We start from the raw sequence: 24008 nt of genomic DNA on the forward strand, positions 1-24008 counted from the left end.
AAAGCAAAATAAGCTTGCAATGAAAGTACAAAATTAGCAATCCTATTCGCAAGATTAAATCTGAAACCTAGCACACAGTGTCAAGAACAAAAAATGTTCAGGATTGTGTTTAAATGTAAGGCATATTAGAGGTAATACGCAAATCAATCTTACCTCTGTTAGTTGAGTGAAGGAATAATGAAGAAAATAAACAAGTCTCTAAGGCATCTACTCGGCCTGTCCGTGTTAATCAGCATGAGCACGACAAGTTTTGCCGAGATCATTATGAATTCTGGCACAGCAGAGGGCGGATCCAGTATCAGCTGGTCTTCTGAAGAAGTTAACCAGTTAATGAGCGATGATTTTAATGCATCTGCCAACGAACCTTCACCACCTGGTTCAGCTACAGTGATGACCACTTTGCGTCCGGCCGGAACAGTAGCGCCAGCAGCAGTCAAGCCAGCCTATACCGCACCACAGATTATTGATACCAATCATTTTAGTAATCAACCTTCTGTAAATGCACGGGCTGCACTGGTCATGGATGCACAAACCGGTGAAGTGCTGTTTAGTAAAAATACCAATACTGCCTATCCGATTGCATCCATTACCAAATTAATGACAGCCGTGGTCATTTCAGATGCACGGTTGAATATGTCAGAAAAAATCACCTTGCAACAGGCTGATTTTTCCTGCTCAGGGTGCAAGAGCTCAAGCTCGACCTTAAGAGCAGGGGATAGTATGAACCGTGCTGAAGCATTGTTATTTGCCCTGATGAAGTCTGAAAATCCGGCTGCGGCAGCTTTAGCACGTACTTATCCTGGTGGTCGCTCAGCGTTTATTGCCAAAATGAATGCAAAAGCCAAAGAACTCGGGATGAATTCTACTCACTTTATGGAATCAACAGGTTTGCATCCAGGTAATGTGGCCTCCGCCCGTGACTTGGGGATTTTGGTGAATACTGCTTCTCAATATGGCCTGATTCGCCAGTTCTCAACAACACCAAGCTATGACTTTAACTTGGGCTACCGCGTGCTGAAATCCAATAATACCAATGCACTGGTACGCAATGGCGGCTGGAATATCAATATTTCTAAAACCGGTTTTATTAATGAAGCAGGGCGCTGTGTTGTAATGCACACGACCCTGAATAACCGTCCGGTGGCAGTGGTATTATTGGGGGCTAACAGTTCGCAGGCACGCACGAATGATGCCACCCGTTTAATGACTTGGGTAACTCAGCAACCAAAACGAATCTAATTTATTGGTTCATAAAAAAACCCTGCAATCGCAGGGTTTTTTTTATGCTGACAGAAATTACATATTTGACAGAATTGAGTCTTTTACCTGAGCCATAGTTGCATCAATCGACAACATTACGGCATCAGCACATTGTTTAATTGCGGTGTCAGGATCTTTCAGACCATTACCCGTTACGGTACATACGATCACTGAGCCTTCTGCAATTTTACCCGCTTTAATATCACGGATGGCACCGCCTACAGATGCAGCAGATGCTGGCTCTACGAATACACCTTCATACATAGAAAGCAGACGTTGAGCTTCAAGAATCTCCGCATCAGTCAGTTCATCAAACCAGCCGTTCGAATCACGAACAACCGCTTTAGCATGATTGAAGCTTTGTGGATTACCGATACGAATCGCAGTTGCAACAGTTTCCGGGTTTTCTACTGGACCGCCACGAAGGAACGGGGCAGCACCAGAGGCTTGGTAACCTGCCATGATTGGCAAACCTGCCGGTTTAGGACCCGTGAAAGCATCATTTTCAGCATCGTAAACGACTTGCTCAAATTCTTCTTTCGACTGGTTGGCAACCGCTTCGGTATAGCCCATCCAGTGTGCAGTGATGTTACCCGCGTTACCGACTGGCAAGCAGTGGTAATCCGGAGCACGACCTAAAGCTTCAACGATCTCGTAAGCAATGGTTTTTTGACCTTGCAAACGGTAAGGGTTAATTGAGTTTACAATCGTTACCGGTGCCTGATCTGCAACTTCTTTAACCAGACGCATACCGTCATCGAAGTTACCGCGAATTTGCATGGTGATCGCACCATACATCATCGCCTGTGCCATTTTACCCATAGCAATTTTGCCTTCCGGGATTAAAACGAAGGCTTTGATGCCTGCACGTGCCGCATAGGCAGCAGCAGCAGCTGAGGTATTCCCGGTAGAAGCACAGATGATGGCTTTAGAACCATCTTCAACCGCCTTGGTTACTGCCATGGTCATACCACGGTCTTTAAATGAACCAGTCGGGTTTAAGCCTTCGTACTTCACATAGATTTCAACGTCTTTACCAATGATGCGTGGAATATTCTCAAGCTTGATCAGCGGAGTATTACCTTCACCCAAAGAGATCGCACGAGTAGTTGCAGACACTGGTAAACGGTCGCGATAGCGGTCAACTAAACCAGTATAACGATTGGCATTCGACATGATGATGTTCCAATTGTGTGTAGAGCTTGGCGAGGGAAGAGTGTCCCCTCGACCCGATTAATTATCAAGCGATTCTAAACGAATTCGTACAATTTCGCCATGAATGACGGGTAATGCTTGAATTTGTTGAAGGGCTTCATCCATTTTTGATTCCTTGACTGGATCAGTCAGAATCACGATAGGAATAAGGTCTTTTAAGCGTGGTTGCTGCATGATAGCATCGATACTGATCCCGGCACGGCTTAAAATCGTGGTGACATCGGCAAGCACGCCCATTTGATCTTCGGCATTAATACGGATGTAATAGCCGGTCGTCATTTGTTCACGAGTTAAGATCGGTAAATCGGTCAGGGCTTCAAAGGCCAGTTGTGGAATGGTTCCTGCACCGTCTTCGGTGTAAATAATATCACGGACAATATCCACAACGTCTGCGACTACTGCAGAAGCTGTTGGACCAGCACCTGCACCAGCCCCGTAATACAGTGTTGGACCGACCGCGTTGGCTTGAACAAGCACGGCATTTTTCACGCCATTCACATTGGCAATTAGCTGGTCATCTGGAATTAAAGTAGGATGAACTCGTAATTCGATTCCGGCATCTGTGCGGCGTGCAATACCCAAGTGTTTGATACGGAAGCCCAAGTCTTCTGCATATTTCACGTCTTGCGCAGTCACTTTGCTGATGCCTTCAGTAAATACTTTATCGAACTGGAGCGGTATACCAAATGCACATGAAGCTAGAATCGTCAGTTTATGCGCAGCATCAATGCCTTCAACATCAAAGGTTGGATCGGCTTCAGCATAACCGAGTTCCTGTGCTTCTTTCAGCACATCGTCAAAAGCACGACCTTTTTCACGCATTTCACTGAGAATGAAGTTACCAGTACCGTTAATAATCCCTGCCAGCCATTCAATCTTGTTGGCTGCCAGACCTTCACGAATCACTTTAATAATGGGAATACCACCTGCAACTGCCGCCTCATAGGCAATTTGCACGGCATTGTCTTCAGCCGCCTTAAACAGTTCATTACCATGTTCAGCCAAGAGTGCTTTATTGGCTGTCACGATATGTTTGCCATGTTTCATGGCTTCCATAATAATTTCGAAAGCAGGATGAATTCCACCCATGACTTCCACCACCACATCTACATCAGGTTGACGTACGATGTCCATCAAGTCTGCACTCTGTTTGACTGATGCCGGTAGATTCAGATCAGGACGTGGACGACGGGTGCCTACATAGGTAATTTCAATTTCACGACCGGTGCGACGTTTAATCTCAGCAGCATTTTCTTTTAATAGTTTCAAGGCACCACCACCTACAGTACCAAGACCGAGGATTGCCAGACGAACTGGTTTCACGTCACACTCCAAATTACACAGTTTTTTACAAGAACCTAGATCATAGCTAAAAAAACTGCCTGACTCTAGGGTCATTTCAGAATATCTTTATTTATAAATTAAAGTTAAATAACGTATTAAAATGAGTTATTTAAGCCGGTTCAATAACTCAGCGGCAGACAGGTAACCCCCCAGATAAATTCCTTCTGAACTATAAATTGCAGGGGTACCATTTACACCTATATTCAGACCCATTTGATATTGATCCTGAACAGGATTTTTACATTTGGCTGCACTGATCTGTGCACCCGCAATCGCCTGGTCAAATGCACTTCGGCGGTCGGCACTGCACCAGATCGCTTCCATGGCCGGCATATGCTGTTCACCACGTGGCCAGGCGATATAACGCACTTCAATGCCTTTGGCATTCATCTCGTCCATTTGCTCATGAAATTTATGGCAATACGGACAGCTGACATCGGTAAATACATAGACCACATGCTTGGCTTTGCCTTTGGCTGGATAAATCAATAGATCTTCAGCTTTCAGTCCATCAAACAGTTTTTTGTTGATCCCGGCTTGCAGACTTTCACTGACGTTATGTAGCTGTTTGTCTCCCAGGCGGATCACATCACCCTGAATCAGATATTTGCCATCACTGGTTACATAGACCGCAGACATGCCTTCTAGGCTGACCCAGTACAGGTTCGGCACTTCGGTTGCTTTAATATCGGTGATCTTGGCATTGATACCGGCAGTTTTGAAATGCTTTTCCAGAGTAGAAACCAAACGCTGTTGTGCATTACGTTCGGTGAGGGTAGACGCTTCGCCCGTTGCGGGTGCGCTTGCAGTCAGTGTATCTTGCTTTTTAGCTTCGTTATTGGAGTTGGAACATGCAGCAAGACCCAAACCAGCAGCAAGTGTGCAAGCCATAAAAATTTTTGAGCGGGCAAATGTCATAAATAACCCTTTTCTTCTTGGACTGAAAACAGAGCATTAGCATAACAAAAAAAAATGCAAACACGTCAAACTTCTCAGTTTATTCGGTCTGGATCTGATTTAAGCACGTGGATGATGGGTTGCATGCAGCTGCTGCATTCGGACCTGTGCCACATGGGTATAAATCTGGGTGGTAGACAGGTCACTGTGTCCAAGCAACATCTGTACCACGCGTAAGTCTGCGCCATGATTGAGTAAATGAGTGGCAAAGGCATGGCGCAAGGTATGTGGGGATAGTTCGGCCTGGATTCCGGCCTGCAGTGCATAACGCTTAATGGCATACCAGAAATTCTGTCGGCTCATGATGCCGCCATGCTGGGTCAGAAACAGATAATCGGTCGAAGTTTTATATAATTGTGGACGGGCTTCGGTTAAATATTTTTCTACCCATTCACAGGCCATTTGGCCCATCGGTACCAGACGTTCTTTATTGCCCTTACCGACAATGCGTAAATATCCCTGTTTTAAGTTGATCAGTTCCAGACGCAAGTTAATCAGTTCGGTCACTCGGAGTCCGCAGGCATACAGTACTTCAAACATGGCGCGATCACGCAGTCCTAATGCCGTGTTGATATTCGGGGCATGAATCAGGGCTTCTACATCTGTTTCGGAGAGATCTTTGGGTAAGGCCCGGCCCAGTTTCGGGGTTTTATGTGCAGCAACCGGATTGTCACTACGCAGTTTTTGCTCACGCAGAAATTTATAAAATGAACGCAAAGCAGACAGGCAGCGGGCAATCGAACGCGGACTTTTTTGCTGTTTGGTCAGTGCAATCAGCACATCGGAAATATCATCATGACTCCATTGTGGCAAGGGTTTGCTCAGGCATTCTGCACATTGCATCAGATCGGACAGATAGGCGTTGCGGGTATGCGGGCTGACCGTTTGCGCAATCAGATAGTCACGAAAACCCTGTAAATAGCTGAATACTTCAGGAATTTGGACAGGGGCGGGAATACGAGGTTTTTTATTCAGCATAGAGTGAAAAGATCTGATCTGAAAAAGCGATGAATTTAATAGATATTCTCCACTGTAGTTTAATTTCACCAAACTGTCGATGTGATATGAAACTAATTCAGCATGTAATCAATCTTATTTGTTAATTATTCTCATTTGTTTGTATACTGTACAAAATAGTTCAGGAATTTTCACGGTGCGTTTGTCTGATTTAAAAGCAAAACAAACAGCCATCATCCGAAAAGTAAGTCGAACGGCTGATGGTGAAGGTGCTCTCAACGATGTTGTAGCGAGTCGCCTGGAAACTCTAGGCTTTGTGCCCGGTACGAAGGTACAGGTGATTACTAAAGGTATTTTTGGTGGAGATCCCATTTTGATTCAAGTTGGATTTACACGTTTTGCTTTGCGTAAATCAGAAGCAGCCAAAATTGAAATCGAACAGGCGGTGTCGGCATGAGTGATACATTACGTATTGCCCTTGTCGGTAACCCTAACTGCGGTAAAACTTCATTATTCAACCATTTAACCGGAACTCGCCAGAAAGTCGGCAACTATGCGGGTGTCACGGTTGAACGTAAAGTCGGTACATTTCAGCTTGCTTCAGGCAAAGCGGTACGGGTACTGGATTTGCCCGGGACTTATAGTCTGGATGCGACCAGTCCGGATGAAGAGATTACCCGTAATGTCGTACAAGGTAAAATTGCTGAAGAGCAGGAACAGAATGCATTTTTATGTGTGGTGGATGCCACTAATCTAAAATTGCATCTGGGTCTGGTACTGGAAATGATTGAGCTGGGCCGTCCGGTGCTGGTTGTGCTGAACATGATGGATGAAGCACGCCGACGTGGCATGCAGATCAACACCCAGAAGCTGTCCGAACGACTGGGCGTGCCTGTGGTAGAAACGGTGGCTGTACGTAATTCAGGCATAGAAAATCTGAAAAATGCGCTAGATCAGGGCAAGTATTCTGTACCGCAGACCGAACTCAGTGGCTTGAAAGGTAACAGTCACCAGCGCGTGGAAAACATTCTGAATGACGTGGTCAATTTCGTCGATCAGGAAGATAAACGTACCGATTTCCTTGACAGGATTTTTCTGCATCCGGTAATGGGCTTAATTAGTCTGGCCGTCATGATGTTTGTGATTTTCCAGGCTGTATTTGCCTGGGCTGCTCCGTTTATGGATGGCATTGAAACCTTCTTCGGCTGGCTTGGTGAGTTCCTCGGCGAATATATTTCCCATCCCTTACTGAATAGTCTGGTGGTGGACGGGATTATTGCCGGTGCCGGTGGCGTGGTGGTGTTCCTGCCGCAGATTCTGATTCTGTTCTTCTTTATTCTGGTACTGGAAGAATCAGGTTATTTACCGCGTGCTGCTTTTCTATTAGATAAGCTGATGTTTAAAGCCGGTTTATCAGGACGTGCCTTTATTCCATTATTGTCCAGCTTTGCCTGTGCCATTCCCGGGATTATGGCTTCGCGTACCATTAGTGATCCACGAGATCGTTTAACCACGATTTTCGTTGCCCCCTTAATGACCTGTTCGGCGCGCTTGCCAGTCTATGCCTTGCTGATTGCAGCATTCATACCGGCACAAACTGTTTGGGGTTTCCTCAATCTGCAAGGTCTGGTGCTGTTTGGTCTTTATATGGCGGGTATTGTCAGTGCTCTGGCGGTGTCTTTTGTACTGAAATTTTTCCATAAAGATAAATCCCAGCACATGCTGTTGATGGAGCTGCCAAGCTACCGTTTCCCGGATCTGAAAAACGTCTGGATCGGCTTGCTGGATCGCGGCAAAATCTTCTTGAAACGTGTCGGTGGCATCATCTTCGCCTTATCGATTGTACTGTGGTTCTTGTGTACTTTCCCACAGCCCCCAGAAGGGGCAACCTTGCCGGCCATTGATTATTCATTGGCAGGGATGCTCGGTCATCTGATGCAGCCGATCTTTGCACCGCTCGGTTTTAACTGGCAGATCTGTATTGCCCTGATTCCGGCGATGGCAGCGCGTGAAGTGGTGGTTGCAGCACTGGGCACAGTCTATGCGATGTCGGCAGTTGATGAAGATGCAATGTCTGAAGGTCTGGCTGCATTGATCAGCGGTGGAGGTGATCTGGGCTGGTCAGTTGCGACAGGTTTATCTTTGCTGGTGTGGTTTATTTATGCACCACACTGTCTGGCGACCCTGGCAACGGTTAAACGTGAAACCGGTTCCTGGAAAACTGTCAGTATCATGACTGTTTACCTGTTTGGTCTGGCATATTTCATGTCATTCCTGACTTATCAAATTGCTTCATATTATTTGGGCTAAATCTCAGTTTGGCCTTGGCCAATTGAATTTGCTGCATTGTATATGTATGGGAGATTGAGATGATTGAAATTCTAATTGTGACAGCACTGGTGCTTTGGAGCATGCTGGTCGTATTCAAAAAGGTGTTTCCGAACACTTCTAGCTCAGTCTTCCAGAAGCTGTCTGATGCCTGTGCAGCCAAGGGCTGGCAGCGTCTGGCCAAATGGCTGCAACCGGGTGTGGCGGCAGGCTGCGGTGGCAACTGTGCCTGTCCGGTTTCAGAAAAAGGTTCAGACGTAAGGCCGGCTCAACAAGCGGTAAAATGGAAATAATTTCCTGTTCTGGCTGAATTTTAAAAACCGTCATGATCATGACGGTTTTTTTTACGCATGGACACAAAAAAATGTGCAGAAAAGCCAATCAGAAAAGGCATTCAAAACAGCAAAGTGCTACCATTTCGTCAGTTTCAAAATAGACCAAAATATGAGGCGAAAATGTTAATACAACGTGGTGGGTTAAAAGTCGTTGCAGGACTCGGAATATCAGGTGTTGCAGCAGTCAATTTCTTGCATAGTCAGGGCTACCGCGTTGCAGTAACAGATTCTAGAGCTAACCCGCCAGGACATGACCAGATTCCGGCTGAGGTTCAAACCAGTTTCGGTCAGTTTGATGCAGAGTTATTGCTGTCTGCAGAAGAAATCGTGATCAGCCCCGGGCTTGATCCTAAACTTCCTGAAATTCAGGCAGCGATTAACAAGGACATTCCGGTAGTCAGTGAAATCCAGATTTTACGCCGTGCTACGGATAAGCCTATTGTGGCGATTACCGGTTCTAATGCCAAAAGTACCGTGACTACCTTGATTGGCCTGATGGCAGCGGATGCAGGCAAAAAAGTCGCTGTCGGTGGCAATCTGGGCCGTCCTGCGCTAGATCTGACCAAAGATGACCCTGAGCTGTATATACTCGAGCTGTCCAGTTTTCAGCTGGAAACCACCTCAAATCTGGCGGCTGAAGTCGCGGTGGTCTTGAACATGAGTGAAGATCATCTGGATCGTCATGGCGATATGATGGGTTATCACACGGCGAAACACCGGATTTTCCAGGGTGTGAAAAAAGTCGTCTATAACCGTGATGACTCTTTGACCCGTCCGTTGGTACCAGACGTAACACCGATGCAAAGCTTTGGTTTGAATGCGCCAGATATGAACCAGTACGGTATTCTCAAGGATACCGATGGTAGCATCTGGTTGGCACGTGGTCGTGAGCGTCTGCTGAAAAGTAGCGAGATGTATATGCAGGGCACACATAATGTTGCCAATGCCTTGGCTTGTCTGGCGCTGGGTGAAGCGATTGGTCTACCACTAGAAAGTATGCTGAACACTTTAAAGACTTTTAAAGGTCTGCAACATCGCTGTGAATTCGTCAAGGAAGTACAGGGCGTACGCTATTATAACGACTCCAAAGGTACCAATATCGGTGCAACTTTAGCTGCGCTAGATGGTCTGGGCATGGCGATTGAAGCTCAAGGCGGTAAGGTCGCGATTATTCTCGGTGGGCAGGGCAAAGGGCAGGACTTTAAGGCCTTGCGTGAATCATTAAGCAAATATGCCAAAGTAGCGGTATTGATCGGTGAAGATCGTCCTGTCATTGAAGCGGCAATTGCGGGCACGACTGAACTGATCCATGCGGACAGCCTGCAGCAGGCGGTAGAAATCTGCCAAAAGCACACCCAGGCACATGATGTCGTGCTATTGTCTCCTGCATGCGCAAGTTTTGATATGTTCTCGGGTTATCCTGAGCGTGGTCGCAAGTTTGTTGCGTATGTGAATGAACTCAATTAAGAATAACAAGGATTCGTGATATGGCTGGGTTTGCTCAGACTACGATCAATAAATTAAATCAATTTTATACGCAGTGGGTGCCTCGATTACCTGCTGAGCTGAATCCACGAAATGTGCTGATTTTCTGTGTATTGGCTTTGCTCTGTATCGGTTCGATCATGGTGGCGTCTGCCTCGATGCCCTATGCAGAACGTATGCATGAAAATCCGTTTCACTATATTAGCCGGCACGGTATTTCGATTTTTGTCGCTGCCGTAGCAGCTTTTCTGGCTTATAAAATCCCCTTAAAAGTCTGGTTTAATAACACTTTCTTTTTGTGGATTATTACCATCGTACTTTTGGTGGCCGTGCTATTTGTCGGGACGGAAGTCAATGGTTCCAAGCGCTGGATCCGGGTCGCTGGTTTTACCTTGCAGGCTTCGGAAGTCGCTAAAGTGATGATGGCAATTTTTACCGCAGACTACGTGGTACGCCGTGCGGAAGAAGTACGCAATAATATCAAGGGTCTGGTCCGTTTAAGTGCCATCATGGGTGCTACCGTCGGTTTGATTATTCTCGAACCTGACCTGGGTGCAACTGTGGTAATTACCTTAACCATGCTTGGCGTGTTCTTTCTGGCAGGCGCACCTTGGATTCAGTTCGGTGTGGCCTTCATGACCCTGGTCGGAGCTTTTGCTGCCGCGATTCTGTTGGAACCGTATCGTCTGCAACGTCTGCTGTCTTTCTCGAATCCTTGGGAAGATCCACTAGGCACTGGTTATCAGCTCTCCAATGCCCTGATGGCCTTTGGCCGTGGCGAATGGGCAGGGGTAGGCTTGGGGCATAGTATCCAGAAAATGTCTTATTTGCCTGAGGCGCATACCGATTTCATGCTGGCAATTTTGGGTGAGGAATTTGGCTTTTTAGGCATTTCGACCATCCTGATCTTGTCCTTTACCATGCTGGTCTGTTGTATCCGTATCGGGCATCGCGCCTTGCAGCATCAATATCTGCGTGCCGGATATCTGGCCTATGGCATCAGTATCATTTTCCTGTTACAGATTCTGGTAAATGCCGGCATGAATATGGGCATGTTGCCGACCAAGGGTTTGACGCTGCCATTTATCAGTTATGGTGGTTCATCCCTGATTATCTGTGCAGTCATGATCAGTCTGATTCTGAAAATTGATTCGACCACGCGTCAGGTCAATCCAAGCCGCGAAGAATCAAGCTTCTAGATTCGAGTTTCGTCCTGGCTCTGGCTGAGCATGGTCCAGTACCGTGCTCGGCATTGCGGTTCCACAATTGGAACAGGTCACAAAAGCAGTTTTAGGCTTGGAAAGTGGAATCAAGGGAATAAAAAACAAAGAAAAATAATTACGCTGCTGTTTCAGCTCATAGCCCGAACGGGTCCGGCAGACTGGACACAGAAACTGGCTTTTCTCAATCGTTTTGGTTTTAGGGCCGACACCAAAAATAAAAAACATACTATTCTTCCTATCTATTTTTCATTCTAGAAGTCTAGCTTAAGTGAAAAGCTGTTTTTATAAATAGTGACCTTGTAGCTCAGTTGTATGTGGAATCCGCTTGATATCCCATTGCGCCACTGCCTGTTGCAGCATCCGCTGTGGAGCATCTAAATCAACTTCAGCCTGATGCAAAGCCTGAAGTGCCTGTTTTAATAATTGTGGCGCCTGAGTCAAATCCAGTGCCTGGGCCAGATTCTGTTTTGACAGTTTTTGCCCCTGATCATTCATTGCCAGCGGCAGATGCATATAGCTTAGACGCGGATAACCGAGTAGCTGCCCCAGATAGATTTGCCGTTCAGTATTATCTAAAAGGTCAGCCCCACGTACCACATGAGTCATGCCTTGCAGATAATCATCGACCACTACAGCCAGCTGGTAATTGATAATGCCATCACGACGTTTTAAGACAAAATCGCCCAGATCTTTTTTCAGTTCTGAACAGTGCCGACCTTGCAGCCGGTCTTCAAAACAGATTTCAACATCTTCAACTTTTAAACGGATGGCCTGATGCTCAAAAGCCAGACCCAAGTTGCGGCAGGTATCCTGATAGATATGGTTGGAACCGAGCATTTTACGGGTACATTGACAGGCATAGACCAGGCCTTGCTGACGTAATTGCTGGATGACGTCTTCGTAAATATCTAAACGGTCTTTCTGGAAAATGATTTCGGCATCAGGTTCAAGCTGAAAGGCATCCAGGGCACGCAGGATATGCTCTTCGCTGCCGGGATAAATGCGAGGAATATCGGTGTCTTCAATCCGGACCAGCCATTTGCCATGATGGGCTTTGGCATCGCAGTAACTGGCAACTGCGGTAATGAGGGAGCCAAAATGCAAAGGGCCGGTTGGCGATGGCGCGAACCGACCCACATAAGCCATCCTATTGTCCCCCTCCTTTTTTAAAGGAGGGGTTAGGGGAGGATTATTCAACAGCATCATTAACCGTTATTTTGCTTCTCTTTGATTTCTGCAAGGGTTTTGCAGTCAATACATAAAGTAGCCGTTGGACGTGCTTCTAAACGACGCAGACCAATCTCGATACCACAGGTTTCACAGAAACCATAGTCATCATTCTGGATCGCTTCGATCGACTGTTCAATTTTACGGATCAGTTTACGTTCACGGTCACGGGTACGCAGCTCAATTGCAAATTCTTCTTCCTGAGTGGCACGATCGTTGACATCAGGCAGGGCAGTATTCTCATCTTGCATCGTATTCAGCGTACGATCCACTTCTGACATCAACTCGGCTTTCCAGGCCAGCAAAATTTGGCGGAAATGCTGAAGCTGGCCTTCAGACATATATTCTTCATTTTTTTTAGGTTGATAAGGTTCAATACCAAATAAGCTAGCAGTAGAACCACCATCAGTCGTTTTAGGTTTAGATTTACGTACGCGCTTTGCAGCTTTCTCTTCTACAACTTCAGTTTGATTGTCTAAGACTTGATTTTGGTTGTCATTCGCCATTTAGGGCATTCCTCATCATATGCGTATGATTGCTACGCAAAAAATATGGTGATATGCAATTTTTATCCACCCTGTAGAAGGATTATCCTCCTGTGGGGGCCGTCATCATATAGACTTTTTATGCTTATTGATAGTCTTTGATGTATGGACTATGCATATCACATTTCCTTGGGTTGCAATAAAGTAATGCAAAAAAAACAAATTGGAAAGTTAATAACCTGAAATTTCGGTATTAATATTTTGCTGGCTCAGTGCCACCCGTTCTATATAAGTATCAAACTCGCCATTTTGTTGCAAATGTAATACACGATAGCCCGGTGCCGCCTGATCCAGCGCAAAATCTTCACTCTCAGGTTTGAACTGCACACTGGTCGATGGCGTGGATAAAAAGTAGATACCGTGCCATTCGTTGCAGGAATCCTGATGCACATGACCAAACAGAACCAGTTTGATATTCTGATGTCGAGCCAGTACATCTTTCAAATCTTCAGCATTTTTGAGCCGGTGCTGATCAATCCAGTGCGATTTCATCGCAAAAGGATGATGATGGCAAGCAACGATGACATGCTGATGCTTGAATTCAAGCAATAATTGATCTAATTGGTCGAGCTGGTCCTGTTCCACCCAGCCATCGACCTTGCCTTGAACGGCACTATTTAACAGGATCATGGTCCAGGTACCAAAATGAATTGCATGGGCCTGATTGGTGTTCTGGTAAAAAGGGAAGACCCGCGTGTCATCATGATTGCCCGGAATCTGGTAATACGGTACGTTTAAAGACCGGATATATTCCAGATATCGCTGATAAGTGCTTTCGACCGGAACCTGTGCCAGATCACCAGTATGAATCAGTGCATCCATTTGGGGAAAGCGCTGCTGAATATGCTGCATCACTTCATGAAAACTCTGCTCGGGATTCATCCGGGCAAATTCCAGTCCTTCCCGATCCATCAGATGAGTATCAGAAATCTGGATAATGGTCCAATCTGGCTGTATGTTGATGCTCGACTGCTTGAAACTCATGTCTTTCCCCTTAGACAGATTCCTGCAGTATGAATATCTTGCTGCAACCATTGCAAGGCCATAATGACAGGTGCATTTTTTAAGCGGCCATTGGTGAGCAAGACGGGAATATCGGCATAATCCAGAATATGCAGCTGGATATTTTCCCCTTCATCCGGCATGCCAAAAATACCGCCCTGTTCAGGCAATTCGGTCTGGGCCACATATAAATGGAACAGCTCGGAACAGGCACCTGCTGAAGGATAGAAGCTGAAAATATGCTGTAACTCATCCAGTGTACAGCCTGATTCTTCGAGTGCCTCACGGCGGATACACGTTTCAGGTGCTTCGTCTCCATCCAGAACACCAGCAATTACTTCGAGTTGCCATGGAGAGTCAACATCGTCCAGTCCACCAATCCGGAACTGTTCAATCAGGCCGAATTTCTGCTGTTGGTGATTATACATCAGCACCCCTGCGGCTTCTGGCCGGTGAATCAGCTCGCGTTGCAAAACAGGAGTCGATGTTTCCTGATTAAATAAACGATGTTTCAGGCTGACTTTTTCCACCTGGATAAATCCCCGGTACAAGAACTCACGTGCCTCTATGTGAAAGTCTTTTTTATTATAAGAGGCCTGTTTAATAATATTCATATGCTCAGATAGAATGAAGAAATTGATTTATTTTCATCCTATCTGAGTTTTTTTTGAAGACAACTGTTTTTTTTAAAGTTTTAAAGTTTGTGATATAAATTTTGGCCGGAATTATGGAAGCTGGCTTTCATCTGGTCCATACCTGCTTCTATTTCGGCCTGAGAGGTGGCCTGCTGATCAGGAGTAGCCTGTTGACTGACATAATCCCGAACATTTTGGCTAATCTTCATTGAACAGAACTTCGGTCCGCACATGGAGCAGAAATGTGCCGATTTATGTGCGGCTTTCGGCATGGTTTCATCGTGCATGCTGCGTGCTGTGTCCGGATCCAGACTCAAGTTGAACTGGTCTTCCCAGCGGAATTCAAAACGGGCCTTGGACAGGGCGTTGTCCCGAGCTTGCGCACCCGGATGACCTTTGGCCAGATCGGCTGCATGCGCGGCAATCTTGTAGGTAATAATGCCGTCTTTGACATCCTTTTTATTGGGTAAACCTAAATGCTCCTTAGGGGTGACATAACACAGCATCGCGGTACCATACCAGCCAATCATCGCGGCTCCTATTGCCGAAGTAATATGGTCATAACCCGGTGCGATATCGGTGGTGAGTGGTCCCAAGGTATAAAATGGAGCTTCTTTACAGACCTCCAGTTGCAGGTCCATATTTTCCTTGATCATATGCATCGGGACATGGCCCGGACCTTCAATCATCACCTGTACATCATGCTCCCAGGCACGATGGGTCAGTTCACCCAAGGTTCGAAGTTCTGCAAACTGTGCTTCGTCATTGGCATCCTGCACACAGCCGGGACGCAAACCATCGCCAAGACTGAAAGACACATCATAGGCTTTCATGATTTCGCAAATTTCATCGAAATGGGTATACAGGAAATTTTCCTGATGATGTGCCAGACACCACTGCGCCATGATCGAACCGCCACGCGAGACGATACCGGTCAAACGGTTGGCAGTCAGCGGTACATATCTTAAAAGCACGCCAGCATGAATGGTGAAATAATCCACACCTTGTTCAGCCTGTTCAATCAGGGTGTCTTTAAAGATCTCCCAGGTCAGGTCTTCGGCCACCCCGTTGACTTTTTCCAGGGCCTGATAGATCGGTACGGTTCCAATTGGTACAGGAGAGTTGCGGATAATCCATTCCCGGGTTTCATGAATATTCTGGCCGGTCGAGAGGTCCATAATGGTATCTGCACCCCAGCGTGTCGCCCAGGTCATTTTCGAGACTTCTTCTTCGATACTTGAACCGAGTGCAGAATTACCAATATTGGCATTGATTTTCACCAGAAAATTACGCCCGATGATCATCGGTTCCAGTTCCAGATGATTGATATTGGCCGGAATAATTGCACGTCCTGCAGCGACTTCCTGACGCACAAATTCCGGGGTGATTTCACGTAAATTCTGCGCACCAAAATTCTGGCCCGGATGCTGGCGCATATCGACACCATCGAGTTGACGCAGGTTTTCACGAATGGCGATGTATTCCATTTCCGGTGTGATGATGCCTTGCCTGGCATAATGCATCTGGGTGATGTTACAGCCACGTTTGGCTTTGCGTGGTTTCTGGATATGCGCGAAACGGATTGCGGCGGTACGGATATCGCGTAAACGCCGGCGGCCAAATTCAGAACTGAGCTGATCCAGAATTTCGCTATCATTGCGCTGTTCAATCCAGTTTTCACGAACATTCGGCAGACCTTTGTTCAGGTCAATCGTCACATTGGGATCGGTATACACACCAGAGGTGTCATACACCATTAAGGGCGGATTATGTTCGCCACCCAGACTGGTCGGGGTTTCACTTAAGGAAATTTCCCGCATGGGCACCTGAATATCAGGACGGGAACCTTGCAGATAGACTTTACGTGAAGCGGGCAGAATCCGCGTTAGATCCTGGGCTTCCTGTTCATGAGCGGAGAGGGTAGTTTCAGAAGAAAGATTCGTTAACTGGTTCATGGCTATGATCCTTATGAATGACATCAACGAATCAAGCACGACCAAAAACGTAGGCAGATTTATCCTGAACAGATAAAGCAAGGGCTGGGTTTTTAGCTGGCTTGATTCCTACGCAGGTATTAACCTGATCAGGTTCAACGGTACTCATGCTCAATTCCTGATAACAATAAAAGGAATCACATGATCTCAGCGAGGATTTACTCGCGCTCCGTCAAGCGAGGCTAAAGCTTAGCTCAGTTTAGGTAGAATAAACAGGTTTAAATCTCTCAACTTTAAGCAAGGAGTGATTCAGACCTTGTCAAATGAACTGAATCTATCACTGATGAACTAGATGCAGATGGCATCGGTAAAACAGTCTTTATCGTATTTTTGTGAGGGCGGACTGATCTGGGCATAGTACAGAATCTGTTCTGTTGCTGAACGGTTTCTATAGTCTGCAGGCAAGGCTTGCTGACGCTGTTCCGGATTCATGTCCAGAAACTCTAAGAATAGACGTGCCTGTGTAGACAGCTTCGATTTCTGGCCGTTTGCCAGCCCGATGATCGTTTCCAGGTGGCTGGTATCCACAGCATAACGGTCGCGATAGTCTTCCGAAACTGGTGACTGTTCGGTACCTCTAAACAGGAAATAGGTATATTGCTTGAGCAGATATTCGGCATCGCGTTTATAGCTGCTGTTGGGATAAGTCTTGAGATAGTCTTCCCAGAAAAGACTACGAGCTGCAATTTCAGGTGCTTCAATCTGCAGGCGTTTTTCAACCAGTACCGGGTCCTTATTCTGTTCTGCCAGATTTTCAATAAAGGCTTTTTCGGCAGCCGGTAGATACGGAGCAAAAATACGGGCCAGATATTCCGGACTACGGCGATATTGCAAATTGCCATTGCCTAAGTCCAGCAGTTCTACATAAGCCTGATTTTTATGCTTTAACAGATACTGGTCCCGTGGAGTAAGCTGTTGAAAATGAGCTTGCTGAATGGTCGGATGCTGTGCCATTTCCAGTGCATACTGCTCGAAAGCACGTTGCTGGAACTCGGTACGGTCTACCTTTAAAAAGCGCTGATACATTTCGGTAGAACGCAGCATCAGGTGCTTTTGCTCCGCCAGATCCATCAACGGCAGGCACACTTTAAGATCCTGATTAATCTGTTCCAATGCGAACGTGGTGCGCTGGTCATTAATCTGGGACATATTTTTTTCAATATTCTGGCACATGAGGCTAAAGTCATTGACTGGACTTTGCTTTTGTTTGGCTTCAGTCTGTTCAATCTGGATCTGTGGGTCAGAGGGCTGTTGGCAACCTCCTAGAAACAGCACACCACCAATAACTAAACAGGCTTTGAATATCGACTTGAATGGCATTAACACTATGCTTCAGGACTCTGTATAGGTGAATTCAGAAAATAACGGCCTTGTAGGAAGATATTGTATAGATCAAATTAAAATACTATGTTTAGTATTGTGAATTGCTTTGTTACATTGCCGATAGGGCTGGGCAGAAATTGAATGAATGATGGATAAAAATTGATCTTTATATTAAAAAATTAATAAAAATCATACGTAAAAATTCAAAAGATATCTTTAGTATAATTTGGCTTAAAGCGCCAGCAATTTTTTGCTTTGAATCGCGGTTGGGGATTAATACTATAAAATGAAACTAAAACTCGTTGTCGTGGCTAGTTTATTGATGAGCAGCCCGTCGGTTTTTGCTTTGGATTTGCAAGAAGCCTATGCACGTGCCCAGCAAAATGATCCAACCTGGCAGGCGAATGTATTGCAGTATCAGGCAGATCAGCTCAATCTGGGGGTTGCTAGCGGCAACTTGCTGCCGACCATTACCCTTTCAGGAAATGTGACCCGTAAAAACCAGTCCACGGATGCGCCTGCCGATCCCCAATTTTCCAGCTTGGTGACTTCCAGCACCACGACTCGTCAGCTCGCACTCACTGCACGCCAGCCTTTATTCCGCTGGGATGCCTGGCAAGGCTATAAACAGGTCAAAACCTCGGTCGAACTGAGTGAAGTAAATTTACAGCTGCAAAAACAGCAGCATATTTTACAGGTGGCTGAAGCTTATTTTAATGTCTTACGGCAGCAGTCTTTGACCACAGCATATTTGCAGGAAGAACAGGCTTTATCTGAACAGCTACGAATGATGAATGCCAAACTGAAAGAAGGTCTGGTAGCCCGTAGTGATGTGAGTGAGGCCAATGCCCAGTATCAAAGTGCCCAAGCCAACCGGATTTCAACTCAGGTCCAGCTGGTTCTGGCTCAAGAGCAGCTGGCTCGGTTAATTGGGCCTTATCGGGAAAATCTGGCAGTATTACGCAACGACTTTCAGTTCCAGAAACCGGTTCCGAGTAATATGCAGTTCTGGATAGATTTGGCGCAAAATCAGAATCTGGAAATTCTGCAGGCACGTCTGCAAAGACGATATTCTGAAGATGCCAAACGCGTCGAACAGGCTGCGTTATATCCTCAGGTCGAAGCCGTAGGCACCTATGGCTATCTCAAACAGTCACCGGAAACGATTATGTCCAGCAACGGCGATTTTGACCAGATTGGCGTTGAAGTGAACTGGAATCTATATACCGGGGGACGCACGCAAAAAAGTATTCGTCAGGCAGGCATAAATGTACAAAAAAGTGAAGCCCAGCTGGAGGCTGCGATCCGTAAAGCCAATGCTGATGTAAAGCAGTCCTTCATGCAGGTAGAAACCGATCAGGCCAAGCTGAATGCACGTCAAGCTGCGATGGAATCATCGGAAGTTGTCTCGCGGGCATCCAGAGCACAATATGACGAAGGGTTAAAGACCATGGTTGATGTGTTGCTGGCCCAGCGCAATGCCTTTTCTGCCAAGACCGATTATCTGAATGCCAAATATGATTATCTGCTACATGTCCTGCAATTGCAGGCCTCGGTCGGGCAGTTGACTGAAAAGGAACTGGCAGCGCTGAATGCCTGGCTGATTGAATATGATCCATCGCAGCCTCTATAGCATCACGATTGTCATCAAACTTTCATCATAGATATGCTTTAATATGATTTATTATTGATCATTTTTTCTCTGCCGTTCAGGAGTAGCTTTCCTTGTGTCCAAATAATCCTGTATTAACTCATCACATTTCTTCGCAATTTAATGATGAATTGCAGGACGTCAATACCAAATTTATGACAATGGGCGGACTGGTAGAACAGCAGGTAGCCAACGCCATTCATGCCTTATTGGATACAGATGTTTCAATGGCAATAGACGTGCAGTTCCAGGACAATGTCGTAAATCAGATGGAGCGTGAAATCGATGAAGCGCTGACCCTGATTCTGGCGCGCCGTCATCCTGCTGCGATTGACCTGCGCATGGTAATTGCCATGTCGAAAGCCAATACCGATCTGGAGCGGATCGGAGATGAAGCTTCAAAAATAGGCCGGATTGCACAAAGCTTGTGTGAAGAAGGGGGTTCACCGCGCGGTTATATGGAAACCCGGCATATCGGCAACCAGGTGCGGGTGATGATTCATGATGCACTGGATGCTTTTGCGCGTCTGGATGTAGATCAGGCGCTGAAAGTCATGTTGGCAGATGCAGATATTGACCGTGAATATCAGTCGGCGACACGTACGCTCATGACTTATATGATTGAAGACCCGCGGCATATCACTCGTGTCATCAATGTCTTATGGGTACTGCGTTCGCTAGAAAGAATTGGTGATCATGCCCGGAATATTTCGGAACAGGTCATTTATATGGTCAAAGGTTTTGATGTGCGCCATACCAGCGTTGAAGAAATTGAACAGAGAGTGCAGCGTTAAATCTCCCCAATTCAAATAAAAAACCTCCGTACTGGAGGTTTTTTTGATGAGGATAGAAAAGCTAGCTATGGGTTTCTTCTTCTGCATCATCTTCAAAAGTCTTGGCAATTTTTTCAATATTCAGACTTTTGGCCATCGCATCAAAAATTTCCTTATACACGCCATCCTGATGATAAAGTGCATCATGTTCACCGTGTTCGGCAATACAACCTTCTTTCATGACATAGGTATAGTCCGCATCAATGATTTGCGACAGGCTATGTGAAATGATGATCACGGTACGACCTTGCTTGATCTGGTCCAGACTCTGTTTGATCTGTTCTGTTGCAATCGCATCCAGACTCGCGGTCGGTTCATCCAGAAAAATAATGGGCGGGTTTTTCAGGAACATCCGCGCAATGGCGATCCGCTGTTGCTGTCCGCCAGAAAGTTGCAGAGCATCGGAATCATAGCCATCCGGCAACTGCAAAATCTGTTCGTGAATCGAGGCTTTTTTGGCCGCAGCGATGACTTCCTCCCTGCTGGCATTGGTTTTGCCATAACGGATATTGTCAAAAATCGTGCCCTGGAAAATATGGTTTTTCTGTAATACCAATCCAATATGATCACGCAGATATTGAGTGTCATAATCTTTTAAGTCGATCCCATCCAGTTTGATCTGGCCCTGCTGCGGTTCATAAAATTTATCCAGCAGGCTGATCAAGGTTGATTTTCCGGCACCAGATAAGCCTACCAATGCTGTAATCGTATTGGGCCGGATTTCCATATTGATATCTTTCAGGGCATGATAGCCATTTGGATAATAAAAATTCACCCCACACAGCTCAAACCGGCCTTTTACGGGTGGTGTTTGCTGGCCACTTGGTTCAATTTCATCATCGGCTTCCAGAATCTTGAAAAAGCTCTCTGAATAGATCATGGCATCATTTACTTCATCATAAATCCGGTGCAGAGAGCGAATCGGTGCAGAGACGTTATTAAAGAGCAGTACATGGTACATGATCATGCCGATACTCATCTGTCCATCCAGTACAAAATAGGAAGTCAGAATAATAATCAGGACTATACCGATCTGTTCAATAAAGGTTTTTAGGCCATCAAATAGGAAACTGGTCTGCCGGGTTTTCATCTGGTTATCGGTCAGCTCACGCTGTAAGCTCAGCTGCTTTTCCGATTCAATCGATTCCCGGTTAAAAGATTTAATGACCGTAATCGAATTGATGATGCTGAGAATGCCCTGACTCTTTTTCTCCCGGCCATCTCGCAGACTACGACGCCAGCCCCCCAGTTTCTGCGCCTGTTTGTAGGTCAGCCAGAAATAGATCGGGACAATGGCAGTGGCCACCAGACCCACATAAACATTGGCGTAATACATCAGGCCCAATGCCACAATTGCACTGGTAAACAACGGTAAAATATCAATAAAGAAAATCTGTACCAGCCGGGTGAGGGAGCTGATGCCACGGTCAATCCGGGTTTGTAGTTTTCCGGCCTGATTATTGTCCTGATTAAAAAAAGCCAGCCGGTATTTTAAAAACTTTTCAATGATGCCTTGAGCCAGATCCTGAGACACAAAAATCCGCAGTTTCTCTCCATAGAACTTCTGCCCGAACTGAACAAAGGCATTGATAATTTCTTTGCCGAGCAAAATCGCCGAAATCGTGATCAGAATATGCCAGCCTTGCTCCAGTCCTTGGCCCTTTTCCAGCAGGGCATTGATGCTGTCGACAGCGTATTGCAGGGTCAGCGCATTGACCTGTGCAGTAAAGGAGCCGATCAGGGTTAAAATCAGGGTGGCAATTACCAGCAGCCGATAAGGACGTACAAAGGGACGAAGTTTTAAAAACAGCTGCCATAAGTTCATAAGTAATTATTTTTATTGTCAAAGTTGAACTCAGTCTAGGCAGGAATAAAAATGGCGACAAGAGCAAATGTTGTATTTATTTGTGAAACCGAATTGTAATTTTTCAGCTTAAGTCCCAAGATTTTTAGCAAATATCGTACTTTTAGGTCATCTGTTAAAATGACTTTGGATCTTTTCGCGCCTGAAGCTCAAGCCAATTTATTACCCTTTGATGGGATCGTGGAGGATTATGGCCAGATTTTGGATGAAAAGCAGAGCCAGCAATATCTACAGCATTTTTTGGCTCATCTGGTCTGGCAGCCGGACGAAGTGAATTTATTTGGCAAGCATTATATTACGGGACGCAAAGTGGTGTGGTATGGCGATGAACACTATCAGTATCACTATTCTGGAAGTTTCAAGCAGGCTCAGATCTGGACACCGGGTCTGTTCCGTTTAAAACAGCATATTGAAAAGCTGGTCGGTCATTCGTTTAATTCCTGTCTGGCCAATTTATATGAAGATGGTTCGCAAGGTCTGGGCTGGCACAGTGATGATGAAGCTGCGTTATATGTGGGAACATCCCGGGAAAATGTTATTGCCTCGCTCAGTCTGGGGGCCACCCGCAAGATGAGCTTTAAACATAAAACCGAGCAGGCAACAGTCGATCTGCTGTTGCAGAGTGGTCAATTGATTGTAATGCGTGGACAGACCCAGCAATACTGGAAGCACTGTATCCGTAAAACCACTAAAGTGCTGCAACCTAGAATTAATCTGACTTTTCGTTATTTTTATCCTTAGGCGGCATTCAGACATAAAAAAGTACCCCAAAGGATACTTTTTTTAAACTTTCAAAGTAAATTAAGGTGTGATTCCGGCAGGATGTCGATACCAGCTTTCAATCAATAGGGCAGCTGCAATACTGTCCGCAGACATTTTTTTGCCACGACCTTGCGCCTGATAATGATCTAGTTCATCGCGTGCTTCACGGGTGGTCAAACGTTCATCCACCATCCAGGTTTCAATATTGGTCTGATGACGTAAACGACGGGCAAATTTTCTCGCCCGTGTCGACAGTTCAGATTCACTATCATCCATGTTCAGTGGCAAACCCACCAGAAATAAGCCCGGTTGATGGCTTTTTACGATTTTAAGCAGTTCATCCCAGTTGGGGATCCCATCTTTCATGGGAAATAAAGCTAAGGGATTGGTACTTGCAATCAGGGATTGACCGACAGCCATTCCCATTTTTTGTGTACCAAAATCAAACGCCATAATCGTTTGTGGCGCGTTTACATCAGGCATGTCCAATCTCGGAAGATAACCAGTTGCGGTCTACGCCCATTTTTTTATAGGCAGCATCCCAACGGTCGTTATAAGGTAAGTTAAAAATCAGATCCATATCGGAATCGCATATCAGCCAGTCACCACGGGCAATTTCTTCTTCCAGTTGATGCTTGCCCCAGCTGGCATAACCAAGGGCAATCTGATAGCGACCGACCCCTTCGTTATGTGCAATCGCATCCAGAATATCTTTGGATGTCGTGATGCAGACATTCTCTCCGACTGCAATGGAGGAATGCCAGGTTGGCTGGCCAGTATGCAAGACAAAGCCGGCCTCGGGACGTAAAGGGCCACCTTGCAATACTTCATGCGGATTGACGTTGTCTGCCTCAATATCAAGATCATTCAGCAATTCTTTAATTTGAATGCCGGCAGGTCGATTGATAATGATGCCTTGAGCACCATCTTCATCATGACGCGCGAGATAAATGACCGTCCGGGCAAAAAAATCATTATTCGCATGCGGCGGTGCAATCAGACAACGATGTGTCAGAAACTGTTTGGTCACCTGAGCAGTTCTCCTTAAAATTAATTTCTTCGCAGAGA

Annotated in this window: 23 protein-coding genes and 1 riboswitch; of the genes, 9 read left to right on the forward strand and 14 right to left on the reverse strand. The window is 45.9% G+C overall.

Going from position 1 to position 24008, the window contains the following annotated elements; genetic code table 11:
* Nucleotides 1-177: 177 nt before the first annotated feature.
* On the forward strand, nucleotides 178-1239 hold the full coding sequence (locus VXP95_RS04445) for a serine hydrolase (protein WP_064094659.1): 1062 nt from the start codon (nucleotides 178-180) through the stop codon (nucleotides 1237-1239).
* A gap of 57 nt (nucleotides 1240-1296) precedes the next feature.
* Here VXP95_RS04445 and thrC read toward each other — a convergent pair whose 3' ends face one another.
* The 4 genes from thrC to xerD form a co-directional block, all read right to left on the reverse strand.
* Entirely contained in the window at nucleotides 1297-2436 is a 1140-nt protein-coding gene (gene thrC, locus VXP95_RS04450) for a threonine synthase (protein WP_416681665.1), read from the reverse strand.
* Between the two features lie 57 nt (nucleotides 2437-2493).
* Complete coding sequence (locus VXP95_RS04455; RefSeq protein ID WP_064094657.1) at nucleotides 2494-3798, reverse strand: homoserine dehydrogenase; 1305 nt, start codon at nucleotides 3796-3798, stop codon at nucleotides 2494-2496.
* A gap of 126 nt (nucleotides 3799-3924) precedes the next feature.
* Nucleotides 3925-4737: a DsbC family protein gene (locus VXP95_RS04460; protein ID WP_144723558.1), complete on the reverse strand. Its 813-nt coding sequence runs from the start codon at nucleotides 4735-4737 to the stop codon at nucleotides 3925-3927.
* A gap of 99 nt (nucleotides 4738-4836) precedes the next feature.
* Complete coding sequence (xerD, locus tag VXP95_RS04465; RefSeq protein ID WP_416681662.1) at nucleotides 4837-5754, reverse strand: site-specific tyrosine recombinase XerD; 918 nt, start codon at nucleotides 5752-5754, stop codon at nucleotides 4837-4839.
* A gap of 175 nt (nucleotides 5755-5929) precedes the next feature.
* Here xerD and VXP95_RS04470 point away from each other — a divergent pair, with 175 nt between their 5' ends.
* The 5 genes from VXP95_RS04470 to ftsW all read left to right on the forward strand — a co-directional run bounded on the left by VXP95_RS04470 (nucleotide 5930) and on the right by ftsW (nucleotide 11080).
* Complete coding sequence (locus VXP95_RS04470; protein ID WP_064094654.1) at nucleotides 5930-6190, forward strand: FeoA family protein; 261 nt, start codon at nucleotides 5930-5932, stop codon at nucleotides 6188-6190.
* On the forward strand, nucleotides 6187-8043 hold the full coding sequence (gene feoB, locus VXP95_RS04475) for a ferrous iron transporter B (protein ID WP_416711541.1): 1857 nt from the start codon (nucleotides 6187-6189) through the stop codon (nucleotides 8041-8043). Before VXP95_RS04470 ends, feoB begins: the two co-directional genes overlap by 4 nt.
* A gap of 59 nt (nucleotides 8044-8102) precedes the next feature.
* Nucleotides 8103-8354, forward strand: coding sequence for a DUF6587 family protein (locus VXP95_RS04480; protein WP_416711543.1), 252 nt, complete (start codon nucleotides 8103-8105; stop codon nucleotides 8352-8354).
* Between the two features lie 162 nt (nucleotides 8355-8516).
* A complete protein-coding gene (gene murD / locus VXP95_RS04485; protein ID WP_416711545.1) occupies nucleotides 8517-9863 on the forward strand; it encodes a UDP-N-acetylmuramoyl-L-alanine--D-glutamate ligase in 1347 nt (448 codons plus the stop codon).
* Nucleotides 9864-9883: 20 nt separating this feature from the next.
* Nucleotides 9884-11080, forward strand: a complete 1197-nt coding sequence (gene ftsW, locus VXP95_RS04490; RefSeq protein ID WP_064102355.1) for a putative lipid II flippase FtsW — start codon at nucleotides 9884-9886, stop codon at nucleotides 11078-11080.
* Here the strand turns inward: ftsW and VXP95_RS04495 are convergent.
* The 7 genes from VXP95_RS04495 to VXP95_RS04525 form a co-directional block, all read right to left on the reverse strand.
* The gene (locus tag VXP95_RS04495; protein WP_071851147.1) at nucleotides 11069-11329 is read right to left on the reverse strand and encodes a zinc ribbon domain-containing protein; all 261 of its coding nucleotides are present in this window, start codon (nucleotides 11327-11329) and stop codon (nucleotides 11069-11071) included. The two genes, ftsW and VXP95_RS04495, sit on opposite strands and share 12 nt — an antisense overlap.
* A gap of 57 nt (nucleotides 11330-11386) precedes the next feature.
* A complete protein-coding gene (gene gluQRS / locus VXP95_RS04500; protein WP_416711576.1) occupies nucleotides 11387-12307 on the reverse strand; it encodes a tRNA glutamyl-Q(34) synthetase GluQRS in 921 nt (306 codons plus the stop codon).
* Nucleotides 12308-12309: 2 nt separating this feature from the next.
* A complete protein-coding gene (dksA, locus tag VXP95_RS04505) occupies nucleotides 12310-12837 on the reverse strand; it encodes an RNA polymerase-binding protein DksA (RefSeq protein ID WP_216936760.1) in 528 nt (175 codons plus the stop codon).
* A 210-nt stretch (nucleotides 12838-13047) separates the two neighbouring features.
* Complete coding sequence (gene cpdA / locus VXP95_RS04510; RefSeq protein WP_416711547.1) at nucleotides 13048-13860, reverse strand: 3',5'-cyclic-AMP phosphodiesterase; 813 nt, start codon at nucleotides 13858-13860, stop codon at nucleotides 13048-13050.
* Complete coding sequence (locus VXP95_RS04515) at nucleotides 13857-14492, reverse strand: NUDIX domain-containing protein (RefSeq protein WP_416681644.1); 636 nt, start codon at nucleotides 14490-14492, stop codon at nucleotides 13857-13859. Before VXP95_RS04515 ends, cpdA begins: the two co-directional genes overlap by 4 nt.
* An 80-nt stretch (nucleotides 14493-14572) precedes the next feature.
* Entirely contained in the window at nucleotides 14573-16468 is a 1896-nt protein-coding gene (gene thiC / locus VXP95_RS04520) for a phosphomethylpyrimidine synthase ThiC (protein WP_416711549.1), read from the reverse strand.
* A gap of 88 nt (nucleotides 16469-16556) precedes the next feature.
* A riboswitch (TPP riboswitch) is annotated at nucleotides 16557-16689 on the reverse strand.
* Nucleotides 16690-16795: 106 nt separating this feature from the next.
* The gene (locus VXP95_RS04525; protein WP_416681639.1) at nucleotides 16796-17827 is read right to left on the reverse strand and encodes a hypothetical protein; all 1032 of its coding nucleotides are present in this window, start codon (nucleotides 17825-17827) and stop codon (nucleotides 16796-16798) included.
* A gap of 289 nt (nucleotides 17828-18116) precedes the next feature.
* Here VXP95_RS04525 and VXP95_RS04530 point away from each other — a divergent pair, with 289 nt between their 5' ends.
* Both VXP95_RS04530 and phoU read left to right on the forward strand, forming a co-directional pair.
* Nucleotides 18117-19463, forward strand: a complete 1347-nt coding sequence (locus tag VXP95_RS04530; RefSeq protein WP_064102359.1) for a TolC family outer membrane protein — start codon at nucleotides 18117-18119, stop codon at nucleotides 19461-19463.
* A gap of 92 nt (nucleotides 19464-19555) precedes the next feature.
* Nucleotides 19556-20275, forward strand: coding sequence for a phosphate signaling complex protein PhoU (gene phoU, locus VXP95_RS04535; protein WP_064094642.1), 720 nt, complete (start codon nucleotides 19556-19558; stop codon nucleotides 20273-20275).
* Nucleotides 20276-20336: 61 nt separating this feature from the next.
* Here the strand turns inward: phoU and VXP95_RS04540 are convergent, their stop codons facing one another.
* Nucleotides 20337-22139, reverse strand: a complete 1803-nt coding sequence (locus VXP95_RS04540; RefSeq protein WP_416711551.1) for an ABC transporter ATP-binding protein — start codon at nucleotides 22137-22139, stop codon at nucleotides 20337-20339.
* 159 nt (nucleotides 22140-22298) lie between these two features.
* Here VXP95_RS04540 and VXP95_RS04545 point away from each other — a divergent pair, with 159 nt between their 5' ends.
* The gene (locus VXP95_RS04545; RefSeq protein WP_416681631.1) at nucleotides 22299-22919 is read left to right on the forward strand and encodes an alpha-ketoglutarate-dependent dioxygenase AlkB family protein; all 621 of its coding nucleotides are present in this window, start codon (nucleotides 22299-22301) and stop codon (nucleotides 22917-22919) included.
* Nucleotides 22920-22979: 60 nt separating this feature from the next.
* Here VXP95_RS04545 and ruvX read toward each other — a convergent pair whose 3' ends face one another.
* Together ruvX and VXP95_RS04555 are read right to left on the reverse strand one after the other, a co-directional pair.
* Nucleotides 22980-23423 carry a Holliday junction resolvase RuvX gene (gene ruvX, locus VXP95_RS04550; protein ID WP_064094639.1) on the reverse strand — a complete coding sequence of 148 codons (444 nt, stop codon included), beginning with the start codon at nucleotides 23421-23423 and terminating at the stop codon, nucleotides 22980-22982.
* Nucleotides 23416-23970: a YqgE/AlgH family protein gene (locus tag VXP95_RS04555; protein ID WP_064094638.1), complete on the reverse strand. Its 555-nt coding sequence runs from the start codon at nucleotides 23968-23970 to the stop codon at nucleotides 23416-23418. Before VXP95_RS04555 ends, ruvX begins: the two co-directional genes overlap by 8 nt.
* Nucleotides 23971-24008: the final 38 nt, after the last annotated feature.

The sequence above is a fragment of the Acinetobacter sp. 226 genome, assembly GCF_048147925.1.
GTDB classification, from domain to species: domain Bacteria; phylum Pseudomonadota; class Gammaproteobacteria; order Pseudomonadales; family Moraxellaceae; genus Acinetobacter; species Acinetobacter pecorum.

Bases quoted from the DNA above. Each gene is read 5' to 3' on its own strand.
- ruvX (WP_064094639.1), bottom strand. From the start codon at position 23,423: ATGCCTGATGTAAACGCGCCACAAACGATTATGGCGTTTGATTTTGGT.
- xerD (WP_416681662.1), bottom strand. From the start codon at position 5,754: ATGCTGAATAAAAAACCTCGTATTCCCGCCCCTGTCCAAATTCCTGAA.
- cpdA (WP_416711547.1), bottom strand. From the start codon at position 13,860: ATGAGTTTCAAGCAGTCGAGCATCAACATACAGCCAGATTGGACCATT.
- VXP95_RS04525 (WP_416681639.1), bottom strand. From the start codon at position 17,827: ATGCCATTCAAGTCGATATTCAAAGCCTGTTTAGTTATTGGTGGTGTG.
- dksA (WP_216936760.1), bottom strand. From the start codon at position 12,837: ATGGCGAATGACAACCAAAATCAAGTCTTAGACAATCAAACTGAAGTT.
- thrC (WP_416681665.1), bottom strand. From the start codon at position 2,436: ATGTCGAATGCCAATCGTTATACTGGTTTAGTTGACCGCTATCGCGAC.
- thiC (WP_416711549.1), bottom strand. From the start codon at position 16,468: ATGAACCAGTTAACGAATCTTTCTTCTGAAACTACCCTCTCCGCTCAT.
- VXP95_RS04530 (WP_064102359.1), top strand. From the start codon at position 18,117: ATGAAACTAAAACTCGTTGTCGTGGCTAGTTTATTGATGAGCAGCCCG.
- VXP95_RS04445 (WP_064094659.1), top strand. From the start codon at position 178: ATGAAGAAAATAAACAAGTCTCTAAGGCATCTACTCGGCCTGTCCGTG.
- VXP95_RS04540 (WP_416711551.1), bottom strand. From the start codon at position 22,139: ATGAACTTATGGCAGCTGTTTTTAAAACTTCGTCCCTTTGTACGTCCT.
- VXP95_RS04495 (WP_071851147.1), bottom strand. From the start codon at position 11,329: ATGTTTTTTATTTTTGGTGTCGGCCCTAAAACCAAAACGATTGAGAAA.
- murD (WP_416711545.1), top strand. From the start codon at position 8,517: ATGTTAATACAACGTGGTGGGTTAAAAGTCGTTGCAGGACTCGGAATA.
- VXP95_RS04545 (WP_416681631.1), top strand. From the start codon at position 22,299: ATGACTTTGGATCTTTTCGCGCCTGAAGCTCAAGCCAATTTATTACCC.
- ftsW (WP_064102355.1), top strand. From the start codon at position 9,884: ATGGCTGGGTTTGCTCAGACTACGATCAATAAATTAAATCAATTTTAT.
- VXP95_RS04460 (WP_144723558.1), bottom strand. From the start codon at position 4,737: ATGACATTTGCCCGCTCAAAAATTTTTATGGCTTGCACACTTGCTGCT.
- VXP95_RS04480 (WP_416711543.1), top strand. From the start codon at position 8,103: ATGATTGAAATTCTAATTGTGACAGCACTGGTGCTTTGGAGCATGCTG.
- feoB (WP_416711541.1), top strand. From the start codon at position 6,187: ATGAGTGATACATTACGTATTGCCCTTGTCGGTAACCCTAACTGCGGT.
- gluQRS (WP_416711576.1), bottom strand. From the start codon at position 12,307: ATGCTGTTGAATAATCCTCCCCTAACCCCTCCTTTAAAAAAGGAGGGG.
- VXP95_RS04515 (WP_416681644.1), bottom strand. From the start codon at position 14,492: ATGAATATTATTAAACAGGCCTCTTATAATAAAAAAGACTTTCACATA.